This is a genomic window from Pimelobacter simplex (genome assembly GCF_900114845.1).
Classification (GTDB): Bacteria; Actinomycetota; Actinomycetes; order Propionibacteriales; family Nocardioidaceae; genus Nocardioides; species Nocardioides simplex.
The window spans coordinates 95,272-112,355 of sequence record NZ_FOUK01000007.1 but is presented as its reverse complement, the minus strand read 5'-3'; the positions used below and the strand labels follow the sequence as shown (position 1 = coordinate 112,355).

The following is a 17,084-nucleotide window of genomic DNA, read 5'->3' as shown; positions in this document are numbered from 1 at the left end:
TTGCCGAGGGAGTTTCGTGGGCCAACGCCCAGTTTCACCGCTTAGGCGGTGAAACTGCCCCCGACCAAACGAGTGGGCGTGACGGGGCCTCGCCAACTACCATGGAGGGGCACCGTCGCCGTTCCTGAAAGGCCGCCCGTCCTCGGGCATCCATGACCGACTCCACCTCACCCGTCACCGCAGCCGCTGCGGCTCCAGCGGCCCCCGTCCGCCACGTCATCGTGGTGCCCAACAGCATCGACATGGTGACCCTCTTCGGGCCCGGCGACGAGCACCTCGGCATCATCGAGCGGCAGCTCCGCGTCGAGGTCCACGTGCGGGGCAACCGGGTCACGCTGGCCGGCGAGGCCGACGAGGTCAAGCTCGCCGAGCGGCTCATCGAGGAGCTCGTCGCCATCCTGCGCACCGGCCAGGGGATCACCTCCGAGGTCGTCGAGCGCGTCGAGGCGATGCTGCGGGCCGAGACGGCGACGTCGGAGCGCCCGGCCGACGTCCTCTCGCTCAACATCCTGAGCAACCGCGGCCGGTCGATCCGGCCCAAGACGCTCAACCAGAAGCGGTACGTCGAGACCATCGACCAGCACACGATCACGTTCGGCATCGGCCCGGCCGGTACCGGCAAGACGTACCTGGCCATGGCCAAGGCGGTCCAGGCGCTGCAGGCCAAGCAGGTCAACCGGATCATCCTGACCCGGCCGGCGGTCGAGGCCGGCGAGCGGCTGGGCTACCTGCCCGGCACGCTCAGCGAGAAGATCGACCCCTACCTGCGCCCGCTGTACGACGCGCTGCACGACATGCTCGACCCCGAGTCGGTGCCCAAGCTGCTCGCGGCCGGCACCATCGAGGTCGCGCCGCTGGCCTACATGCGCGGCCGCTCGCTCAACGACTCGTTCATCATCCTCGACGAGGCGCAGAACACGACGCCCGAGCAGATGAAGATGTTCCTGACCCGGCTCGGCTTCGGGTCCAAGATCGTGGTCACCGGTGACGTCACCCAGGTCGACCTGCCCTCGGGCACGAGCTCGGGCCTGCGGGTCGTCGAGAACATCCTCGAGGGTGTCGACGACCTCGCGTTCGTCCGGCTGACCAGCCACGACGTCGTCCGCCACAAGCTGGTGGCCCGCATCGTCGCGGCGTACGACGACTTCGATGCCCAGAAGGAAGCCAAGCGCGAGCTCCGCCAGGACCGCCGGCTCGACAGCAAGAAGGGCGACCCTGCGTGAGCATCGAGATCCTCGACGAGTCCGGCAGCGGGCTCGACGTCAAGCACTTCGCGCGGCTGGCGCGCTTCGTGATGGACCAGATGCGCGTCCACCCGCTCGCCGAGCTCTGCATCAAGTCGGTCGACGAGGACACCATCGCCGAGCTCAACGAGAAGTGGATGGACAAGGAGGGGCCGACCGACGTCCTCGCCTTCCCCATGGACGAGCTGCGTCCCGGCCTGGTCAACGAGGAGCCCGAGGAAGGCGTCCTCGGTGACATCGTCCTGTGCGTCGCGGTCGCCGAGCGGCAGGGCGCCACGGCCGGGCACGGCACGCTCGCCGAGCTCGAGCTGCTCACCACCCACGGCATCCTGCACCTGCTGGGCTACGACCACGCCGAGCCCGAGGAGCACAAGGTGATGTTCGGGCTCCAGGACCAGCTGCTGGCCCAGTGGCGGGCCGAGCCGCCGGCCCAGCCGGACGCATGATCGCCGACAGTCTCTGGCCGCTGGGAGCGGCCGCCGTCCTCGTCGTCCTCGCGGGCCTCTTCGCCGCCGCGGACGCCGCCCTCGCGGGCTTCTCGCGCGCCCGGGCCCACGAGATGCTCAGCGAGGGACGCGGTGGCGCCCGACGGCTGATCGCCGTCCTCGACGACGCCCCGCGCCACCTCAACACCGCGCTGCTGCTCCAGCTGCTGTGCGAGAGCGCGGCCATCGTCGTCGTCACGCTGTACGTCGACGAGCGGCTCGACGCCTCCTGGTGGGCCCGCGCGGGCCTGGCCCTCGGCGTCATGCTGGTCGTCTCGTTCGTCGTCATCGGCGTCGCGCCGCGCACCGTCGGCCGCCAGCACGCCGAGACCGTCGCGCTCTGGAGTGCGTGGCCCCTGTCGATGCTCACCACGGTGCTCGGCCCGATCCCGCGCCTGCTCATCCTGGTCGGCAACGCCATCACGCCGGGCCGCGGCTTCCGCGAGGGCCCGTTCCAGACCGAGACCGAGCTGCGCGAGCTGGTCGACATGGCCGAGGCGACCGAGCTGATCGAGGCCGACGAGCGCAAGATGATCCACTCGGTCTTCGAGCTCGGCGACACCACCGTGCGCGAGGTGATGGTGCCGCGCGGCGACGTGGTCTACATCGAGGCCCACAAGAACCTGCGCCAGACGATGTCGCTCTTCCTGCGCTCGGGCTACTCCCGGCTGCCGGTGGTCGGCGAGAACCTCGACGAGGTCCGCGGCATCGCCTACCTCAAGGACGTCGCGCGCCGCGACTTCGAGGCCCCCGACGTCGAGCTGACCCAGCGCGTCGAGGAGGTCATGCGCCCGGTGCACTGGGTGCCCGAGTCCAAGCCCGTCGACGACCTGCTGCGCGAGATGCAGGCCCGGCGCCGGCACGTCGCCATCGTCGTCGACGAGTACGGCGGCACCGCCGGCCTGATCACCATCGAGGACCTCCTCGAGGAGATCGTCGGCGAGATCACCGACGAGCACGACGAGGCCGAGGTCGAGGTCGAGCGGGTCGGTGAGCGGGTCCGGGTCCCCTCGCGCTACCCGGTCGACGACCTCGACGAGATCTTCGGCTTCCCCATCGAGGAGGAGGACGTCGACTCCGTCGGCGGCCTGCTCGCCAAGCACCTCGGCCGGGTCCCGATCCCGGGCTCGGTGGTCGAGGCCTACGGGCTCCGCTTCGAGGCCGAGCACACGGCCGGGCGGCGCAACAAGATCGGCACGGTGCTGATCTCGCGCGTTCCCGACGAGGCGGGCGTCAGCGCCGACTGAGCCGCCACGGGTCCTCGCGGCGCCCGACCGACGGGAAGTGCAGGCCGACGCCCTGGTCGCGGGCGAGCCCGGCGATGACGTCCATCGTCGCGTCGAGGTCGTCGCCCAGGTAGGGCACGCAGCGCAGCGGCCGGTCGAGGGGGCGGAAGAAGTCGTCCCAGTGGATCAGCACGACCTCGCGGGCGCCCACGGTCTCGACGGTCTCGGCCCAGTACCGGCGGATGTAGTCGGGGCTCTGGACGCCGAGCTGCCCGACGCCGAGATAGGCCACCTCGGCGCTGCGCCCGGCCAGCGAGCCGGGCACGAACCCGGCGCTGCCCTGGACGAGCGCGGTCCGGCCGCTGTCGTGCTCGACCAGGATCGACCAGGCCTCGCCGCAGCGGTAGGCGCCGACCTTCACCGGCGGGACGACGGGCTCGGTGATCGTGCCGGGGAAGCGGTCGGGCGGGCAGTGCTCGGACTCGAGCCAGGTCAGCCGGAAGCCGCCGATGCTCACCGGAGCACCGGGGACGACGACCTCGACCCGGTCGGCCGGGAGGCCGCCGCCGGAGCCCACGTGCGCGGTCGACGTGCCGCCGTACAGGGTGGCGCCGGTGCGGGCCGCCACGACGGCGGAGTCCATCGCGTGGTCGTAGTGGGTGTGCACCGGCGCGACGGCGTCGAGCCGGTCGATGCGCGCCCGCGCGAGGGCCGCGTCGATCCGCGCCGCGTCCGGGCCGATCCTCCCGAGCAGGACGCGCGGCAGCGACGGGCGGGAGAAGAAGCCGTCGGTCAGCACCGACGTCGCCCCGTCGTCGAGCAGCAGGGTCGCGACGCCGAGGAAGGTCACCCCGAGGCCGTCGTCGCTCTGCGGCAGGCCGAACCGGTCGGCGTACCGGCGGATGTCGGGGCGGCCCAGGCGCGGGCGCATCGTCGTCAGGCTCCCGGCACGATCCGCAGGTCGCGCTCCGCGCCGTCGCCCAGGGCGGCCAGCGCCTCCTGGTACGCCGGGGTGTCGTGCGCTGCGATCGCCGCCTCGACGCTCGGGAACTCGATGATGACGACACGCTCCTGGAGCCCGGCCTCGTAGACCTGCTCGGGCAGGCCGCGGGCCAGGAAGGTGCCGCCGGCGTCGACGAGGGCGGGCAGCGCGAGGGCGGCGTAGGCGGCCATCTTGTCGGCGTCGTGCACCGCGCGGTAGTTGCTGATCCAGTAAGCAGGCATGGGGTCATCCTGCCGGAGACCCCCTCGGCGATAATCGACCCATGCCCGACCTGTCCACCGAGGACCAGAAGCTCGTCATCCTCGCCCGCGCCACCCGGGCCCGCATCCGGGCGGCCGAGGGGGCCGCGGTGCGCGACACCGACGGCCGCACCTACGCCGCCGCGACCGTCGACCTGCCGTCGCTGCGGCTCACGGCGGTCCAGGCCGTCGTGGCGATGGCGGTGGCCTCGGGTGCCTCCGGCGTCGATGCCTGCGTGGTGCTGGGCGAGAGCGCCGAGCTCGCCGACGACGACGCCGCGGTGCTCACCGACTTCGCGGGCGCCGGCGGCGTCGCCGTCCACGTGGGCGACCCGCGCGGCACGATCGGGGCGAGCCTCACCCGGCCATGACAGATGTCATGGCCCGGTCGTGACGCCTGCCAGAGGTGTCACGGCCCCTCGGCGACGAGGCTGGGGCCATGACGACGAACACGACGAACGCGACCGCGCCGGCCGTCCGGCTGGCGGGGGTGACCAAGGAGTTCGGCGACGTCCGGGCCGTGTGGGGCATCGACCTCGCGCTGCGGCCCGGCGAGATCGTGGCCTTCCTCGGTCCCAACGGGGCCGGCAAGACCACGAACATCGACATGCTGCTGGGGCTCACGAAGCCGACCAGCGGCACGGTCGAGGTGCTCGGGATGGAGCCTCGCAAGGCGATCGCGCGCGGCCTGGTCTCGGCGGTGATGCAGACCGGTGGGCTGCTCAAGGACCTCACGGTCCGCGAGACGGCGGCCTACATGGCGAGCCTCTTCGCCGACACCCGGCCGGTCGACGAGGTCCTCGACCGTGCGGGCATCGCGGGCCTGGCCGACCGCAAGGTCGGCAAGTGCTCGGGCGGTGAGCAGCAGCGGCTGCGGTTCGCGATGGCGCTGCTGTCGGACCCGGCGCTGCTGCTGCTCGACGAGCCCACGACCGGGATGGACGTCGAGGGCCGGCGCGCGTTCTGGAGCGCCATCCGCGACGACGCGAGCAGCGGTCGCACGGTCCTGTTCGCGACGCACTACCTCGAGGAGGCCGACCAGTACGCCGACCGCATCGTGCTGATCAGCCAGGGCCAGGTCGTCGCCGACGGCACCGGCCCGCAGATCCGCGCGCTCGCCTCGGGCCGGACGATCCGGGCCTGGCTGCCCGACGCGGACGTCGCCGCGATCACCGCGCTCGGGGGCGTCGACCACGTGGAGGTGCGCGGCGAGTCGGTGACGATCCACGCCAAGGACAGCGACACGGTCGCGCGCTACCTGCTCACCGCGACCCCTGCCCGCGACCTGGAGATCACGGCCAAGGGCATCGAAGAGGCGTTCCTCAGCCTGACCGGACAAGGAGAATCCGCATGAGCACCACCACCGGCACCCTCGACCCGGCCACCCGCCGGGTCCCGCCCCTCGGGGGCCTCAACCGCACCGTGCTCGGCATCGAGCTGCGCCGGATGCTGCGCAACCGCCGCACGGTGATCTTCACGCTGGTCCTGCCGGCCGCCCTGATGCTCAGCTTCGGCGGCCAGTCCGGCTGGGACGACAAGGTGGGCGTCGGCAACGTCGGCGCCTACATCCTTGCCTCCATGGCCATGTACGGCGCCGCGCTCACCGCCGCGGCCGGCGGCTCGATGGTCGCGCTGGAGCGCTCGCTGGGCTGGTCGCGCCAGCTCCGGCTGACGCCGCTGCACCCGGTCGCGTACATCCTGATGAAGGCATTCGTCGCGCTCGTCATGGGTGCGCTCGCGATCGTCGCGGTCAACCTGGTCGGCATCCTGCAGGGCAAGGCCGAGATGCCCACCAGCACGTGGATCCAGTGCGGGGCTCTCGCGCTCGTGTGCACGCTGACGTTCGCCGCGCTCGGCGTCTTCATCGGGTACGTCGTCCCGGGCGAGAACGCCATGCAGATCCTCGGCCCCGGCCTGGCCCTGCTGTCGTTCCTGGGCGGACTCTTCATCCCGCTCAGCCAGTACGCCGAAGGCGTGCGCCTCGTCGCCTACTGGACGCCGATGTACGGCGTCGCCGAGGTGGTCCGCGCCCCGCTCACCCACGAGCTGCCCTGGTACGCGGTGGTCAACGCCGTTGGCTGGTGCACGCTGTTCGTGGCCGGCGCGGCCTGGAGAATGTCGAAGGACACGGCCCGCGTGTGAGCACTACCGTTGAGGTCATGAGCGAGACCGCGCCTGCCGCACCCCGGGTGGTGGGCAGGCGCGGTCCGTGGTTCGCCGCGATCTGGCTGTTCTTCCTGATCGACCCGGTGCGGGCGGGCTTCCAGGCCGACGACCGGGTCCGCGGCCTGTCGGGCGTCGCGACCACGGTGGTCTTCGCGGGCGTCTACCTGCTGCTGTGGTGGCGGATGCGGGCCCGGGCGCAGGCGTTCGGCGACCCGGTCGGCGAGACGCCGGGCGCCGGCAGTGCGCTGCTGCTCACGCTGGCCGGGCTCGGCGTGCTGATGATGGTGCTGCTGGGGGAGCCCGGTGTCGCCTGCCTGGTCTACGTCGCCGTCGCCGCGGTGATGGTGATGCCCGTCCGGTGGGCGGCGCCGACGGTGATCGCGATCGCCGTGCTCGCGGTGCTGCTGGGGCTGCTGCCGGGGTGGGAGTTCGAGTTCGGGGTGGCGTTCGGCGTCGTCGCCGCATCGGTGGCCGTCTTCGGCATCCGCACGATCATCAACCGCAACGCCCAGCTCGTCACCGCGCACCAGCGCAACGCCGAGCTCGCCGTCGACAACGAGCGCTCCCGCTTCGCCCGCGACCTGCACGACATCCTGGGCCACTCGCTGACCGTGATCACGATCAAGGCCGAGCTGGCCCGGCGGCTGATCGACGTCGACCCGGAGCGCACCCGGGCCGAGCTGGCCGACCTCGAGCGGCTCAGCCGCGACGCCCTGGCCGACGTACGACGGGCGGTGGAGGGCTATCGCGACCTCACCCTGCCCGGCGAGCTGGCCCGGGCGCGCACCGCGCTCAGTGCGGCCGAGATCGAGGCGACCCTGCCCAACAGCACCGAGGACGTGCCGAGCGAGCTGCGCGAGCTGTTCGCGTGGACCGTGCGCGAAGGAGTGACCAACGTGATCCGCCACTCGGGCGCCCGGCACTGCGAGGTCGTCCTCGGCCCCGGCCGGGCCGAGGTCCGCGACGACGGCGCCGGGCCGGGAACGCCGTCGGTACGCGGCTCCGGCCTCGCCGGGCTGCAGGAACGGGCGGCCGCGCTGGGCGCGCGCCTGGTCACCACCAAGCTCGACCCGGGCTGGTCGCTGGCGGTGGTGGTCGAGTGAGTGCCGAGACCATCCGGCTGCTGCTCGCCGACGACCAGGCGCTCGTGCGCGGCGCGCTGTCGGCCCTGCTGGGCCTGGAGCGCGACCTCGAGGTCGTCGCCGAGGTGGGCACGGGGGAGGAGGCGGTCGCGGTCGCCGCCGAGCTGCGGCCCGACGTGGCCCTGCTCGACGTCGAGATGCCCGGCATCGACGGGATCACCGCCTGCGCGCGGCTGCGCGCGGTCGCCCCGGCGACGAGGGTCCTCATCGTGACGACGTTCGGCCGGCCGGGCTACCTGCGTCGTGCGCTGCAGGCCGGTGCGTCGGGCTTCGTGGTCAAGGACACCCCTGCCCCGCAGCTCGCCGACGCGGTGCGCCGCGTGCACCAGGGCCTGCGCGTCGTCGACCCGGCGCTGGCCACCGACTCCCTCGTCAGCGGCGAGTCACCCCTGACCGGCCGGGAGTCCGACGTCCTGCGCGCGGCCCGTGACGGTGCGTCCGTCGCGGCCATCGCCGGGGCGCTCTTCCTCTCCGAGGGGACGGTGCGCAACCACCTCTCCTCGGCGATCGGCAAGACCGGAGCCAGCAACCGGACCGAGGCGGTTCTCGTCGCCGACGGGAATGGTTGGCTCTAGTCGCTGGTTGCAGCAGGTCAACCATCCCCCCGTCGACTGTCTGTGGACAGGAGTAAATTGCAATCCATGGCCACCACTGCCTGGACGGAGCACGAGCGGGCCGTTCAGCGGCTCGCCGCCTCCTACGCGGCGATCCCCCCAGGTCAGCCGGTGCGGCTCGCGAAGCGCACCACCAACCTCTTCCGGGCCCGGGCCGCGACCGACGCGCCCGGCCTCGACGTCAGCGGACTGTCCGGCGTCATCGAGGTGCTGCCCGACAGCCCCGACGGACCGGTCGCCGAGGTGCAGGGCATGTGCACCTACGAGGACCTGGTCGACGCGACCCTGCCCCACGGGCTGGTGCCGTACGTCGTCCCGCAGCTGCGCACGATCACGCTCGGCGGCGCCGTCACCGGGCTCGGCATCGAGTCGACCAGCTTCCGGCTCGGGCTGCCGCACGAGTCCGTGCTCGAGATGGACGTCTTCACCGGCGGGGGCGAGGTCGTCACCACGCGCCCGGGTGACGACCTCTTCGACGCCTTCCCCAACTCCTACGGCTCGCTCGGCTACGCCACCCGGCTGCGGATCAAGCTCGAGCGGGTGCCGTCGTACGTCGCGCTGCGCCACGTGCGCTTCGACGACGCCGAGCTGCTGGCCAAGACGATCGCCGAGATCACCGCGAGCCAGGACTACGACGGCGAGCCGGTGCACGGCCTCGACGGCGTCTCGTTCGGGCCGGGCGAGCACGTGCTCACCCTCGCGCGCTGGACCGACGAGCCCGGTCCGACGTCCGACTACGCCGGGCAGGACATCTACTACCGCTCGCTCCAGACGCGCGATCGCGACCGGCTGACGGCGTACGACTACCTGTGGCGCTGGGACACCGACTGGTTCTGGTGCTCGGGTGCCTTCGGCGCCCAGAACCCGCGGCTGCGCAAGGTGTGGCCGCGCAGCAAGCGCCGCTCCGACGTCTACATGAAGCTGCTCAAGCTCGACCGCCGCTTCGACATCGCCGACCGGCTCGACCGCCGGGCCGGCCGTCCGCTGCGCGAGCGCGTCGTCCAGGACGTCGAGGTGCCGATCGACAAGCTGGGCGAGTTCCTCACCTGGTTCGACGACGAGATCGGGATGCGCCCGGTCTGGCTGTGCCCGCTGGTCTCCACCGGTGCGAGCACGGGCGAGCAGTGGCCGGTCTACCCGCTCGAGCCCGGCAGGCTCTACGTCAACATCGGCTTCTGGGGCACTGTGCACGTCGGCCCCGACCGGGTCGACGCTCCCCGCAACCGCGCGATCGAGGCGAAGGTCCACGAGCTGGGCGGCCACAAGTCGCTCTACTCCGAGGCGTTCTACGACAAGCCGACCTTCGACGCGCTCTACAACACGGCACACCTCGACGAGGTCAAGCGCCGCTACGACCCTGACGAACGACTGACGAATCTCTACGACAAGGCGGTGAAGAGCAGATGACCGTGAAGGGCCGGGGCATCGCCCCCACGATCGAATCCCTGTTCCCGGGCGGGCTCAAGGTCTGGCTCAAGGCCTACGACGGCAGCGAGGCCGGCGCTCTCGACCAGCCCTACGGGCTCGAGCTCGTCAACGAGCGCGGCCTCTCCTACATCATGACGGCGCCGGGCGACCTCGGCCTCGGCCGGGCCTACGTCGCAGGCGACCTCAAGCTGCACGGCGTCCACCCGGGTGACCCCTACGAGGCGTTCTCGCTGCTCAAGGACAACACCGACTTCGGCATCCCGAAGCCCACCGAGCTGGTCGGCATCATCCGCGAGCTCGGCATCAGCCACCTCATCCCGCCGCCCCCGCCGCCGCAGGAGCACCTGCCCGGCTGGCGGCACCGGCTCGAGGGCCTGCGCGGGCTGAGCAAGTGGAGCCGGCACTCGCAGGAGCGCGACGCCGACGCGATCCACCACCACTACGACGTCTCGAACACCTTCTACGAGCACGTCCTCGGGCCGTCGATGACCTACACCTGCGCGGTCTTCCCCACCGAGGACGCCACCCTCGAGGAGGCGCAGGACTACAAGTACGACCTGGTCTGCCGCAAGCTCGGCCTCAAGGAGGGCGACCGGCTCCTCGACCTCGGCTGCGGCTGGGGCGGCATGGTCCGCCACGCCGCGAAGCACTACGGCGTCAAGGCGCTCGGCGTCACGCTCTCCCGGGAGCAGGCGACCTGGGCCCAGGAGGAGATCAAGCGCCAGGGCCTCGACCACCTCGCCGAGGTGCGCCACTCCGACTACCGGGACGTCCCCGAGACCGACTTCGACGCGGTCAGCTCGATCGGTCTGACCGAGCACATCGGCGTCGACAACTACCCGTCGTACTTCGCCTTCATCGAGAACCGGCTCAGGCCCGGCGGCCGGATGCTCAACCACTGCATCACCCGGCACGACAACCAGGGCCGGGCCTCGGCGGGCGCGTTCATCGACCGCTACGTCTTCCCCGACGGCGAGCTGGCCGGCTCCGGCACGATCGTGCGGGCGGTCGAGGACGCCGGTCTCGAGGTGCAGCACCACGAGAACTTCCGGGTCCACTACGCCAAGACCCTCGCCGGCTGGTCGAAGAACCTCGCCGACAACTGGGACGCGTGCGTCGCCGAGACCGACGAGGGCACCGCCCGGGTGTGGGGCCTCTACATGGTCGGCTCCCGGATCGCCTTCGAGCGCAACGAGATCCAGCTGCACCACGTGCTGGCGACCAAGAACGACGACGGCGAGAGCGGCTACCCGCTGCGCCACGAGTTCTGATCCTCCGCCCCCGCGCAGGGACGACCCGGGACCTTCGTCCCGGGTCGTCCCATTTCCCCGCGGGCTGACCCCTCCGGCTGGCACGCTTGCGCGCGGGAGCGGGTGCCACGTCGTGGCGCCCGGGGGACGAGCAGGTCGAGGACGGATCAGATGGCGCTGAAGCGCGCGATGGCGCATGCCACGAAGTCGGTCGCATGGATCGGGGTCGCCGTGCTCGGCCTCGCGATGGTGCCCGCGGACGCAGCGCCGGCCGAACCGCTCGCCGCTCGCGGCGGGTGCACGATCGTCGGGACCTCCGGCAACGACGTCCTGGTGGGCACCCCGCGCCGGGACGTGATCTGCGGCTTCGGTGGCAACGACCGGATCGACGGTCGCGGTGGGAACGACGTCATCCGCGGCGGCGACGGTGACGACATCATCATCGGCGGCGCCGGCGACGACCTGATCTGGGGCGGCGCGGGTGACGACGTCCTGCGCGGCGGGGACGGCGACGACCGGATCCGCGGCGGTGCCGGCAACGACATCCTCTACGGCGGCCGCGGCAACGACGGCCTGCGCGGCGGCAACGGCGACGACCGGCTCTACGGCGGACCGGGCATCGACCGGCTCTGGGGCAAGGCCGGCCACGACGTGCTCTCCGGTGGACCGGGCCGCGACGGCCTCAGCTGTGGCACCGGCGGCGACAAGGTCGTCGGCGGCAAGGGCGACGCCGTCGGCAAGGACTGCGCTCCGAGCAAGCCGACGCCTCCGAACCCCGAGCCGGAGCCGGGCCCGAGCGGCCCGACCGCGGTCGACGACTCCTTCAGCACCGACGAGGACACCGTCCTCGAGCTGCCCGTCACCGGGCCGGGCAGCCCGGCGGCCAACGACACCGATCCCGACGACGACGTCCTGACCGTCGTCGCCGTGGGCTCCGCGACCGGCGGCACGGTCGCGCTCGTGGGCGGCACCATCCGGTTCACGCCCACCCCCGACCGCTGCGGGCCCACCGCCGGCGGCTTCGGCTACACGGTCTCCGACGGCACCGGCCGCAACGCCACCGGTCACGTGGTCGTCGCCATCACCTGCGTGGACGACGACCCGGTCGCGGTCGACGACACCGCGACCGTCGCCGAGGACAGCGGCGCGAGCGCCGTACCGGTCCTGGACAACGACACCGACGCCGACGGCGACGACCTGGTGATCGGCGCGGTCACCCAGCCGGCGCACGGCACCGTCGTGATCACCGGCGGCGGGACCGGGCTGACCTACGCGCCCGACGCGGACTACTGCAACTCCGGAGCCGGCGACGACCCGGACAGCTTCACCTACGAGCTGACGCCGGGCGGCTCGACCGCGACGGTGCGGATGCGCGTGACCTGCGTGGACGACGCCCCGGTCGCGGTCGACGACACCTTCGCGGCCGGCGAGAACGACCCCTGGACCGACCTCGACGTGCTGGCCAACGACACCGACGTCGACGGCGGTGACCGGGCGGTCATCGACGTCACCCCGGCCACCTTCGGCGAGGTCGTGGTCGCCGCCGACGGTTCCGGCGTGCGCTACCGCCCGGACCTCGGGGCCGCGTGCCTGGCGCCCGACCAGCGCATCGACGCGTTCACGTACACGATCACCGGCGGTGCGCGCGCCCAGGTCGTCGTCACGATCATCTGCACCACCGACCCGGCGACCGCCGCTGACGACGCGGTCACCGTCACCGAGGACGACCCGGCCGCGGCGGTCGGCGTGCTCGGCAACGACGACGCCCGGGACCAGTTCCTGCTGATCGGCGCGGTGACCCAGCCGGCCCACGGCACCGTGGTGATCACCGGCGGCGGGACCGGGCTGACCTACCAGCCCGACGCGGACTACTGCAACAGCCAGCCCGGTGGCACCCGGGACACGTTCACCTACACCCTCACTCCGGGCGGTGCGTCGGCGACCGTGTCGGTCGAGGTGACCTGCGTGCTCGACCCGCTGGAGCTCACCGACGACGTCGCGACGGTCGCCGAGGACGCTCCGGCGACCGCGATCGACGTCCTCGCCAACGACGGCGACCCCGAGGGCGGGACCCTCGAGATCTCCGACGTGACCCAGCCGGCGCACGGCACGGTCGCGATCGTCGACGGCGGCCAGCGGGTGACCTACCGCCCCGACCCGGACTACTGCAACAGCCAGGCCGGAGGCACGCCGGACACCTTCGGCTACACCGTCAACGACGGTCCCAGCGCGACCGTGCGGGTCACCGTGACCTGCGTGGTCGACGCGGCGGTCGCCGTCCCCGACACGGCGACGGTGACCGAGGACGACCCGGCCACGGCGATCGACGTCCTGGCCAACGACCAGGCGCGGGACGAGACGCTGGCGATCGACGCGGTCACCCAGCCGGCCCACGGCACCGTGGTGATCACGGGCGGCGGGACCGGGCTGACCTACCGGCCCGACGCGGACTACTGCAACAGCCAGCCCGGTGGCACCCGGGACACGTTCACCTACACCCTCACTCCGGGCGGTTCGTCGGCGACCGTGTCGGTCGAGGTGACCTGCGTGCTCGACCCGCTCCAGCTGGTCGACGACGTCGCCACGGTGCGCGAGGACGACCCCGACCAGGTGATCGAGGTGCTGACCAACGACACCGACCCCGAGCGCGGGCCGCTCGCCGTCACCGCGGTGACCCAGCCGGCGCACGGCACGGTGGCGATCGTCGACGGCGGTCGACGGGTGACCTACCGCCCCGACCCGGACTACTGCAACAGCCAGGCCGGAGGCACGCCGGACACCTTCGGCTACACGGTCAACGACGGTCCCAGCGCGACCGTGCGGGTCACCGTGACCTGCGTGTACGACCCGCCCGTGGCCCACGACGACACGGCCACCGTCGACGAGGACACCTCGATCAACGTCCCGGTCACGGCCAACGACATCGCTGGCGACGACCCGGCGGTCGTGGTGTCGGTGACCCAGCCGGTCCACGGCACGGTCGCGATCGTCCCCGGTGGGCTCGCGGTCAGCTACCTGCCGCACGCGAACTACTGCAACACTCCGGGCGGTCCCGCCGACGAGTTCACCTACGCGCTCGCCGGCAACGTCACGGCGACCGTCGCGATGACGGTCACCTGCGTCAACGACGCGCCCGTGGCCGTGCCGCAGTCGTTCACCGGCGGCTCGGCGGCGGTCGGCAACACCTCGCTGGTCGCCGCCCCGTCCGGCGGCGGCACGCCGTCCGTGACCGGCGCGCGCAAGACGGTGGTGGGCGACCTGCTCACCGGCGCGAGCGACGTCGACAGCGGAACGCTCACCGTGATCCCGGAGACCGTGACGACCACGGCCGGCGGCACCGCCGTCCTGGAGAGCGACGGCGGCTTCGCCTACCACCCGCCCGCCGGGTGCACGGCGGCCACCGACACGTTCACCTACCGGGTGAGCGACGGGTACGCGCCCACGCCCGGTCAGGGCAGCGGAGTCGTGACGGTCGGCCTGGCCGGCTGCGTCTGGTACGTCTCGAACTCCGCCGCGGGCAACGCCGGCACGTCGGACGCGCCGTTCGACACGCTCGCCCAGGCCGCGACGGCCTCGAAGGCCAACGACACGATCTACGTCGCCAGCGGCACCGGGGACGCCACCGGCTACGGCCCGATCGTCCTCAAGGACGGCCAGCGCCTGCTCGGCCAGACCCGGGACCTCGCGATCGGCGGCGCGACCCTCGCGACCGGCGTCCCCGGGGCGCGGCCCCTGCTCGCCGCGGCCGGCATCGACGTGGTGAGCCTGGCCAGCGGCAACACCGTGGCCGGCCTCGCCCTCGACCCGGCCGGGGCCAGCAGCGGCATCGCCGGTGGTCCGGGAGACCTGAACGGCACGGTCACCGACGTCCGGGTCGTCGACACCGCCACCGCCGGCGTGCGGCCCGGCGTCGTCCTCGACGGCACGTCCGGAACGTTCGACCTCACCGACCTCGTCGTCGACAACACCGCCGCCAGCGGCGCCACGAGCGGCTCGATCGGCCTCAAGCTGCGGGCGGCCGGAACGGTCCGGCTCAGCGGCCAGAACCGGCTCCTGGTCGCGGGTGCTCCCGCCTTCACCTCCGACAGCACCGCGCTGGGCGGCAGCCAGATCGAGCGGGTGGCCGTGACCGGATCGACGACGGGCGGCATCGACCTGCTCAACAGCAGCGGCGCGGTCGCCCTCGGCAAGGTCGACCTCCAGACGACCGGCGGCCCGACCGCCGCGCTGCGCCTCCAGGGCACGGGTGCCGTCACCAGCACCGACCCCACGAGCACGATCGTGGCGAGCGGCGGCCCGGCGGTCGAGATCAACGGCGCGCCCGCGAGCCAGCTCGAGCTCGCCACCGTCTCCTCGACCTCCAGCGGGAGCCGCGGCATCTCGATCACCGGGCTCACCACCGGCACCTTCAAGGCCACCGGCGGCACGCTGTCCGGCGCCAGCACCACCGCCTTCTACGTCGACGGCGGCAGCGGCGACGTCACGTACGGCGGCGCGATCAACGACGGCACGGGCGGCTCGGTCGAGGTCCGCGGACGCAGCGCCGGCACGGTCACCGTCTCGGGCAAGATCACCGACGGCACCGACATCGGCGGCGGCGTCCTGGTCACGGCCAACACGGGCGGCAGCACCGTCCTCAGCGGGGCCGGCTCGACGCTGCGCACCGGCGCGGCCGACGGCGTCGTGCTCTCGACCAGCCCGAACCACGCCCTCACGCTGAGCGGCGGCAACCTCCAGGTGACCACGACCAGCGGCAAGGGCGTCGACGCCGCGGGCAGCGGTGGCCTAACGGTCACCGGCACCGGCAACCGGATCGCGTCCACGACCGGCCGCGCGCTCGGCGTGGCCACCACACCGATCGGCAGCGGCAACCTCGTGCTCGAGAGCGTGAGCTCCAACGGCGCTCCCAACGGCATCCGGCTCGACTCGACCGGCACGGCCGGCTCGCTGCAGGTCACCGGCACCTCCAGCACCTGCTCGGTGGCGAACACCACGGGCTGCACCGGCGGCGAGATCGCCAACAGCACCGGGACGTCGGCCGGCGGCAGCACCCCGGACGGCACCGGCGTCGTCCTCACCAACACCAAGGCACCCTCGCTGGCCCGGATGTGGATCCACGACGCGTCGAACTACGCGCTGCGCGGAGACCGCACCGGCGGACTCACGCTCACCGACAGCGTCGTCAACGGCCTGAACGGGGACGCCGACACCGAGGCCGCCGTGCTGCTCACCGAGCTCTCCGGGACGGCGACCATCGCCCGGACCCGGCTGGGCGGCGGGTACAGCGACACGCTGCGGGTCACCAACACCACCGGGGACCTGGGCCGGCTGACCATCGACGCGGTCACCTTCGCGGTCACCGGCAACCGTCCGCTGAACGACGCCGTCCAGCTCGACGCGAACGAGACCGCCGGCGCCTTCCCGGTGACCGTCAACGCCAGCACGTTCGACGGCGCTGCCGGTGACCAGCTGCAGTACGGCACTGCCGCCACCAAGCCCGGCGAGCTCGTGCTGACCGGCAACGTCTTCACCAACACCCACCCGGCGACTGCCGGCGGCGGTGGCGGCGTCACGGTCACCCAGGGCGGCAGCACGGCGCTCGACGCGACGGTCACGGGCAACCAGCTGACCCGCGCGGTCGGGGCGGGCTTCCTGTTCGCCAAGTCACCCGGCCCGTCCGTCCAGCGCGGCTCGTTCGCCAACAACCGGATCGGCGGCCTGTCCGGGAGCGGGATGCCGGGATCGCTGTCGTCCTCGGGCCTCAAGCTGCAGAACCTCGGCGGCGGCGCGATCGTGTGGGCCGTCACCGACAACCAGCTCCGCGGGTACAACACGTACGGCGTCGAGGTCGTCGCCGGCGGAGGTGGCGGCGGCCAGTCCGGCGTCGTCCAGACGACGGTGACCGGCAACACCATCGCCGAGCCCGGGACGTCGTCCACTGCGGAGGGCCTCGCGAAGCAGGGCCTGCACTACAACATCGGCACGGCGACCGGTGACACCTTCCAGGCCTGCGCGGACATCCGGGACAACACCCTGACCGGCAGCGGCGCCGACGGCACCCCCGCGACCGGCATCAACGTCGACGTCCGGCTGCGCCAGCGCCAGCTGACCACGGTCCGGCTCGTCGGCTACGTCGGCGTGAACAACGACGCGACGGCCGTCCAGACGTACCTCGCGGCGCGCAACACCGGTGCTTCGACCGTGCGGGCCGAGCACAGCGTCGCCACCGGGGGCGGCGGCTATGTCGGCGGCGCATCCTGCCCGGCGGTGCCCTGACCATGACCCTG

The 17,084-nt window shown here is 72.6% G+C and carries 13 protein-coding genes; 11 read left to right on the top strand and 2 right to left on the bottom strand.

All coding sequences use genetic code 11. From position 1 onward, the window contains the following. Positions 1–152 precede the first annotated feature (152 nt). Genes BM223_RS24800 through BM223_RS24790 form a run of 3 tightly spaced genes read left to right on the top strand, consistent with a single transcriptional unit; the run spans position 153 to position 2,976 of the window. On the top strand, positions 153–1,223 hold the full coding sequence (locus tag BM223_RS24800) for a PhoH family protein (protein WP_082003701.1): 1,071 nt from the start codon (positions 153–155) through the stop codon (positions 1,221–1,223). Then, positions 1,220–1,690, top strand: a complete 471-nt coding sequence (gene ybeY / locus BM223_RS24795) for an rRNA maturation RNase YbeY (protein ID WP_038680018.1) — start codon at positions 1,220–1,222, stop codon at positions 1,688–1,690. Before BM223_RS24800 ends, ybeY begins: the two co-directional genes overlap by 4 nt. Next, positions 1,687–2,976, top strand: coding sequence for a hemolysin family protein (locus BM223_RS24790; protein WP_038684767.1), 1,290 nt, complete (start codon positions 1,687–1,689; stop codon positions 2,974–2,976). Before ybeY ends, BM223_RS24790 begins: the two co-directional genes overlap by 4 nt. On the opposite strand, the gene BM223_RS24785 is transcribed toward BM223_RS24790, so the two are convergent. Further along, a complete protein-coding gene (locus BM223_RS24785) occupies positions 2,963–3,886 on the bottom strand; it encodes an MBL fold metallo-hydrolase (RefSeq protein ID WP_038680016.1) in 924 nt (307 codons plus the stop codon). The two genes, BM223_RS24790 and BM223_RS24785, sit on opposite strands and share 14 nt — an antisense overlap. 5 nt (positions 3,887–3,891) lie before the next feature. Then, positions 3,892–4,179, bottom strand: coding sequence for a DUF1330 domain-containing protein (locus BM223_RS24780; RefSeq protein WP_038680014.1), 288 nt, complete (start codon positions 4,177–4,179; stop codon positions 3,892–3,894). A gap of 41 nt (positions 4,180–4,220) precedes the next feature. Between BM223_RS24780 and BM223_RS24775 the strand changes: the two genes are divergently transcribed. The 8 genes from BM223_RS24775 (at position 4,221) to BM223_RS24740 (ending at position 17,073) form a co-directional block, all read left to right on the top strand. Further along, the gene (locus BM223_RS24775) at positions 4,221–4,568 is read left to right on the top strand and encodes a hypothetical protein (protein ID WP_038680012.1); all 348 of its coding nucleotides are present in this window, start codon (positions 4,221–4,223) and stop codon (positions 4,566–4,568) included. Between the two features lie 68 nt (positions 4,569–4,636). Further along, positions 4,637–5,551, top strand: a complete 915-nt coding sequence (locus BM223_RS24770) for an ABC transporter ATP-binding protein (RefSeq protein WP_038680010.1) — start codon at positions 4,637–4,639, stop codon at positions 5,549–5,551. Continuing rightward, a complete protein-coding gene (locus tag BM223_RS24765; RefSeq protein WP_038680008.1) occupies positions 5,548–6,339 on the top strand; it encodes an ABC transporter permease in 792 nt (263 codons plus the stop codon). Before BM223_RS24770 ends, BM223_RS24765 begins: the two co-directional genes overlap by 4 nt. Positions 6,340–6,356: 17 nt before the next feature. After that, positions 6,357–7,466 carry a sensor histidine kinase gene (locus BM223_RS24760; RefSeq protein WP_038680006.1) on the top strand — a complete coding sequence of 370 codons (1,110 nt, stop codon included), beginning with the start codon at positions 6,357–6,359 and terminating at the stop codon, positions 7,464–7,466. Continuing rightward, positions 7,463–8,080, top strand: coding sequence for a response regulator transcription factor (locus tag BM223_RS24755; protein ID WP_038680005.1), 618 nt, complete (start codon positions 7,463–7,465; stop codon positions 8,078–8,080). Before BM223_RS24760 ends, BM223_RS24755 begins: the two co-directional genes overlap by 4 nt. A 66-nt stretch (positions 8,081–8,146) precedes the next feature. Further along, positions 8,147–9,526, top strand: coding sequence for an FAD-binding oxidoreductase (locus BM223_RS24750; RefSeq protein WP_038680002.1), 1,380 nt, complete (start codon positions 8,147–8,149; stop codon positions 9,524–9,526). Further along, positions 9,523–10,818 (top strand): class I SAM-dependent methyltransferase, encoded by a 1,296-nt coding sequence (locus BM223_RS24745; RefSeq protein WP_038680000.1) that lies wholly within the window; start codon positions 9,523–9,525, stop codon positions 10,816–10,818. The genes BM223_RS24750 and BM223_RS24745 overlap by 4 nt, the downstream gene beginning before the upstream one ends. A 150-nt stretch (positions 10,819–10,968) precedes the next feature. After that, on the top strand, positions 10,969–17,073 hold the full coding sequence (locus BM223_RS24740) for an Ig-like domain-containing protein (protein ID WP_038679998.1): 6,105 nt from the start codon (positions 10,969–10,971) through the stop codon (positions 17,071–17,073). The last annotated feature ends 11 nt before the right edge of the window (positions 17,074–17,084 follow it).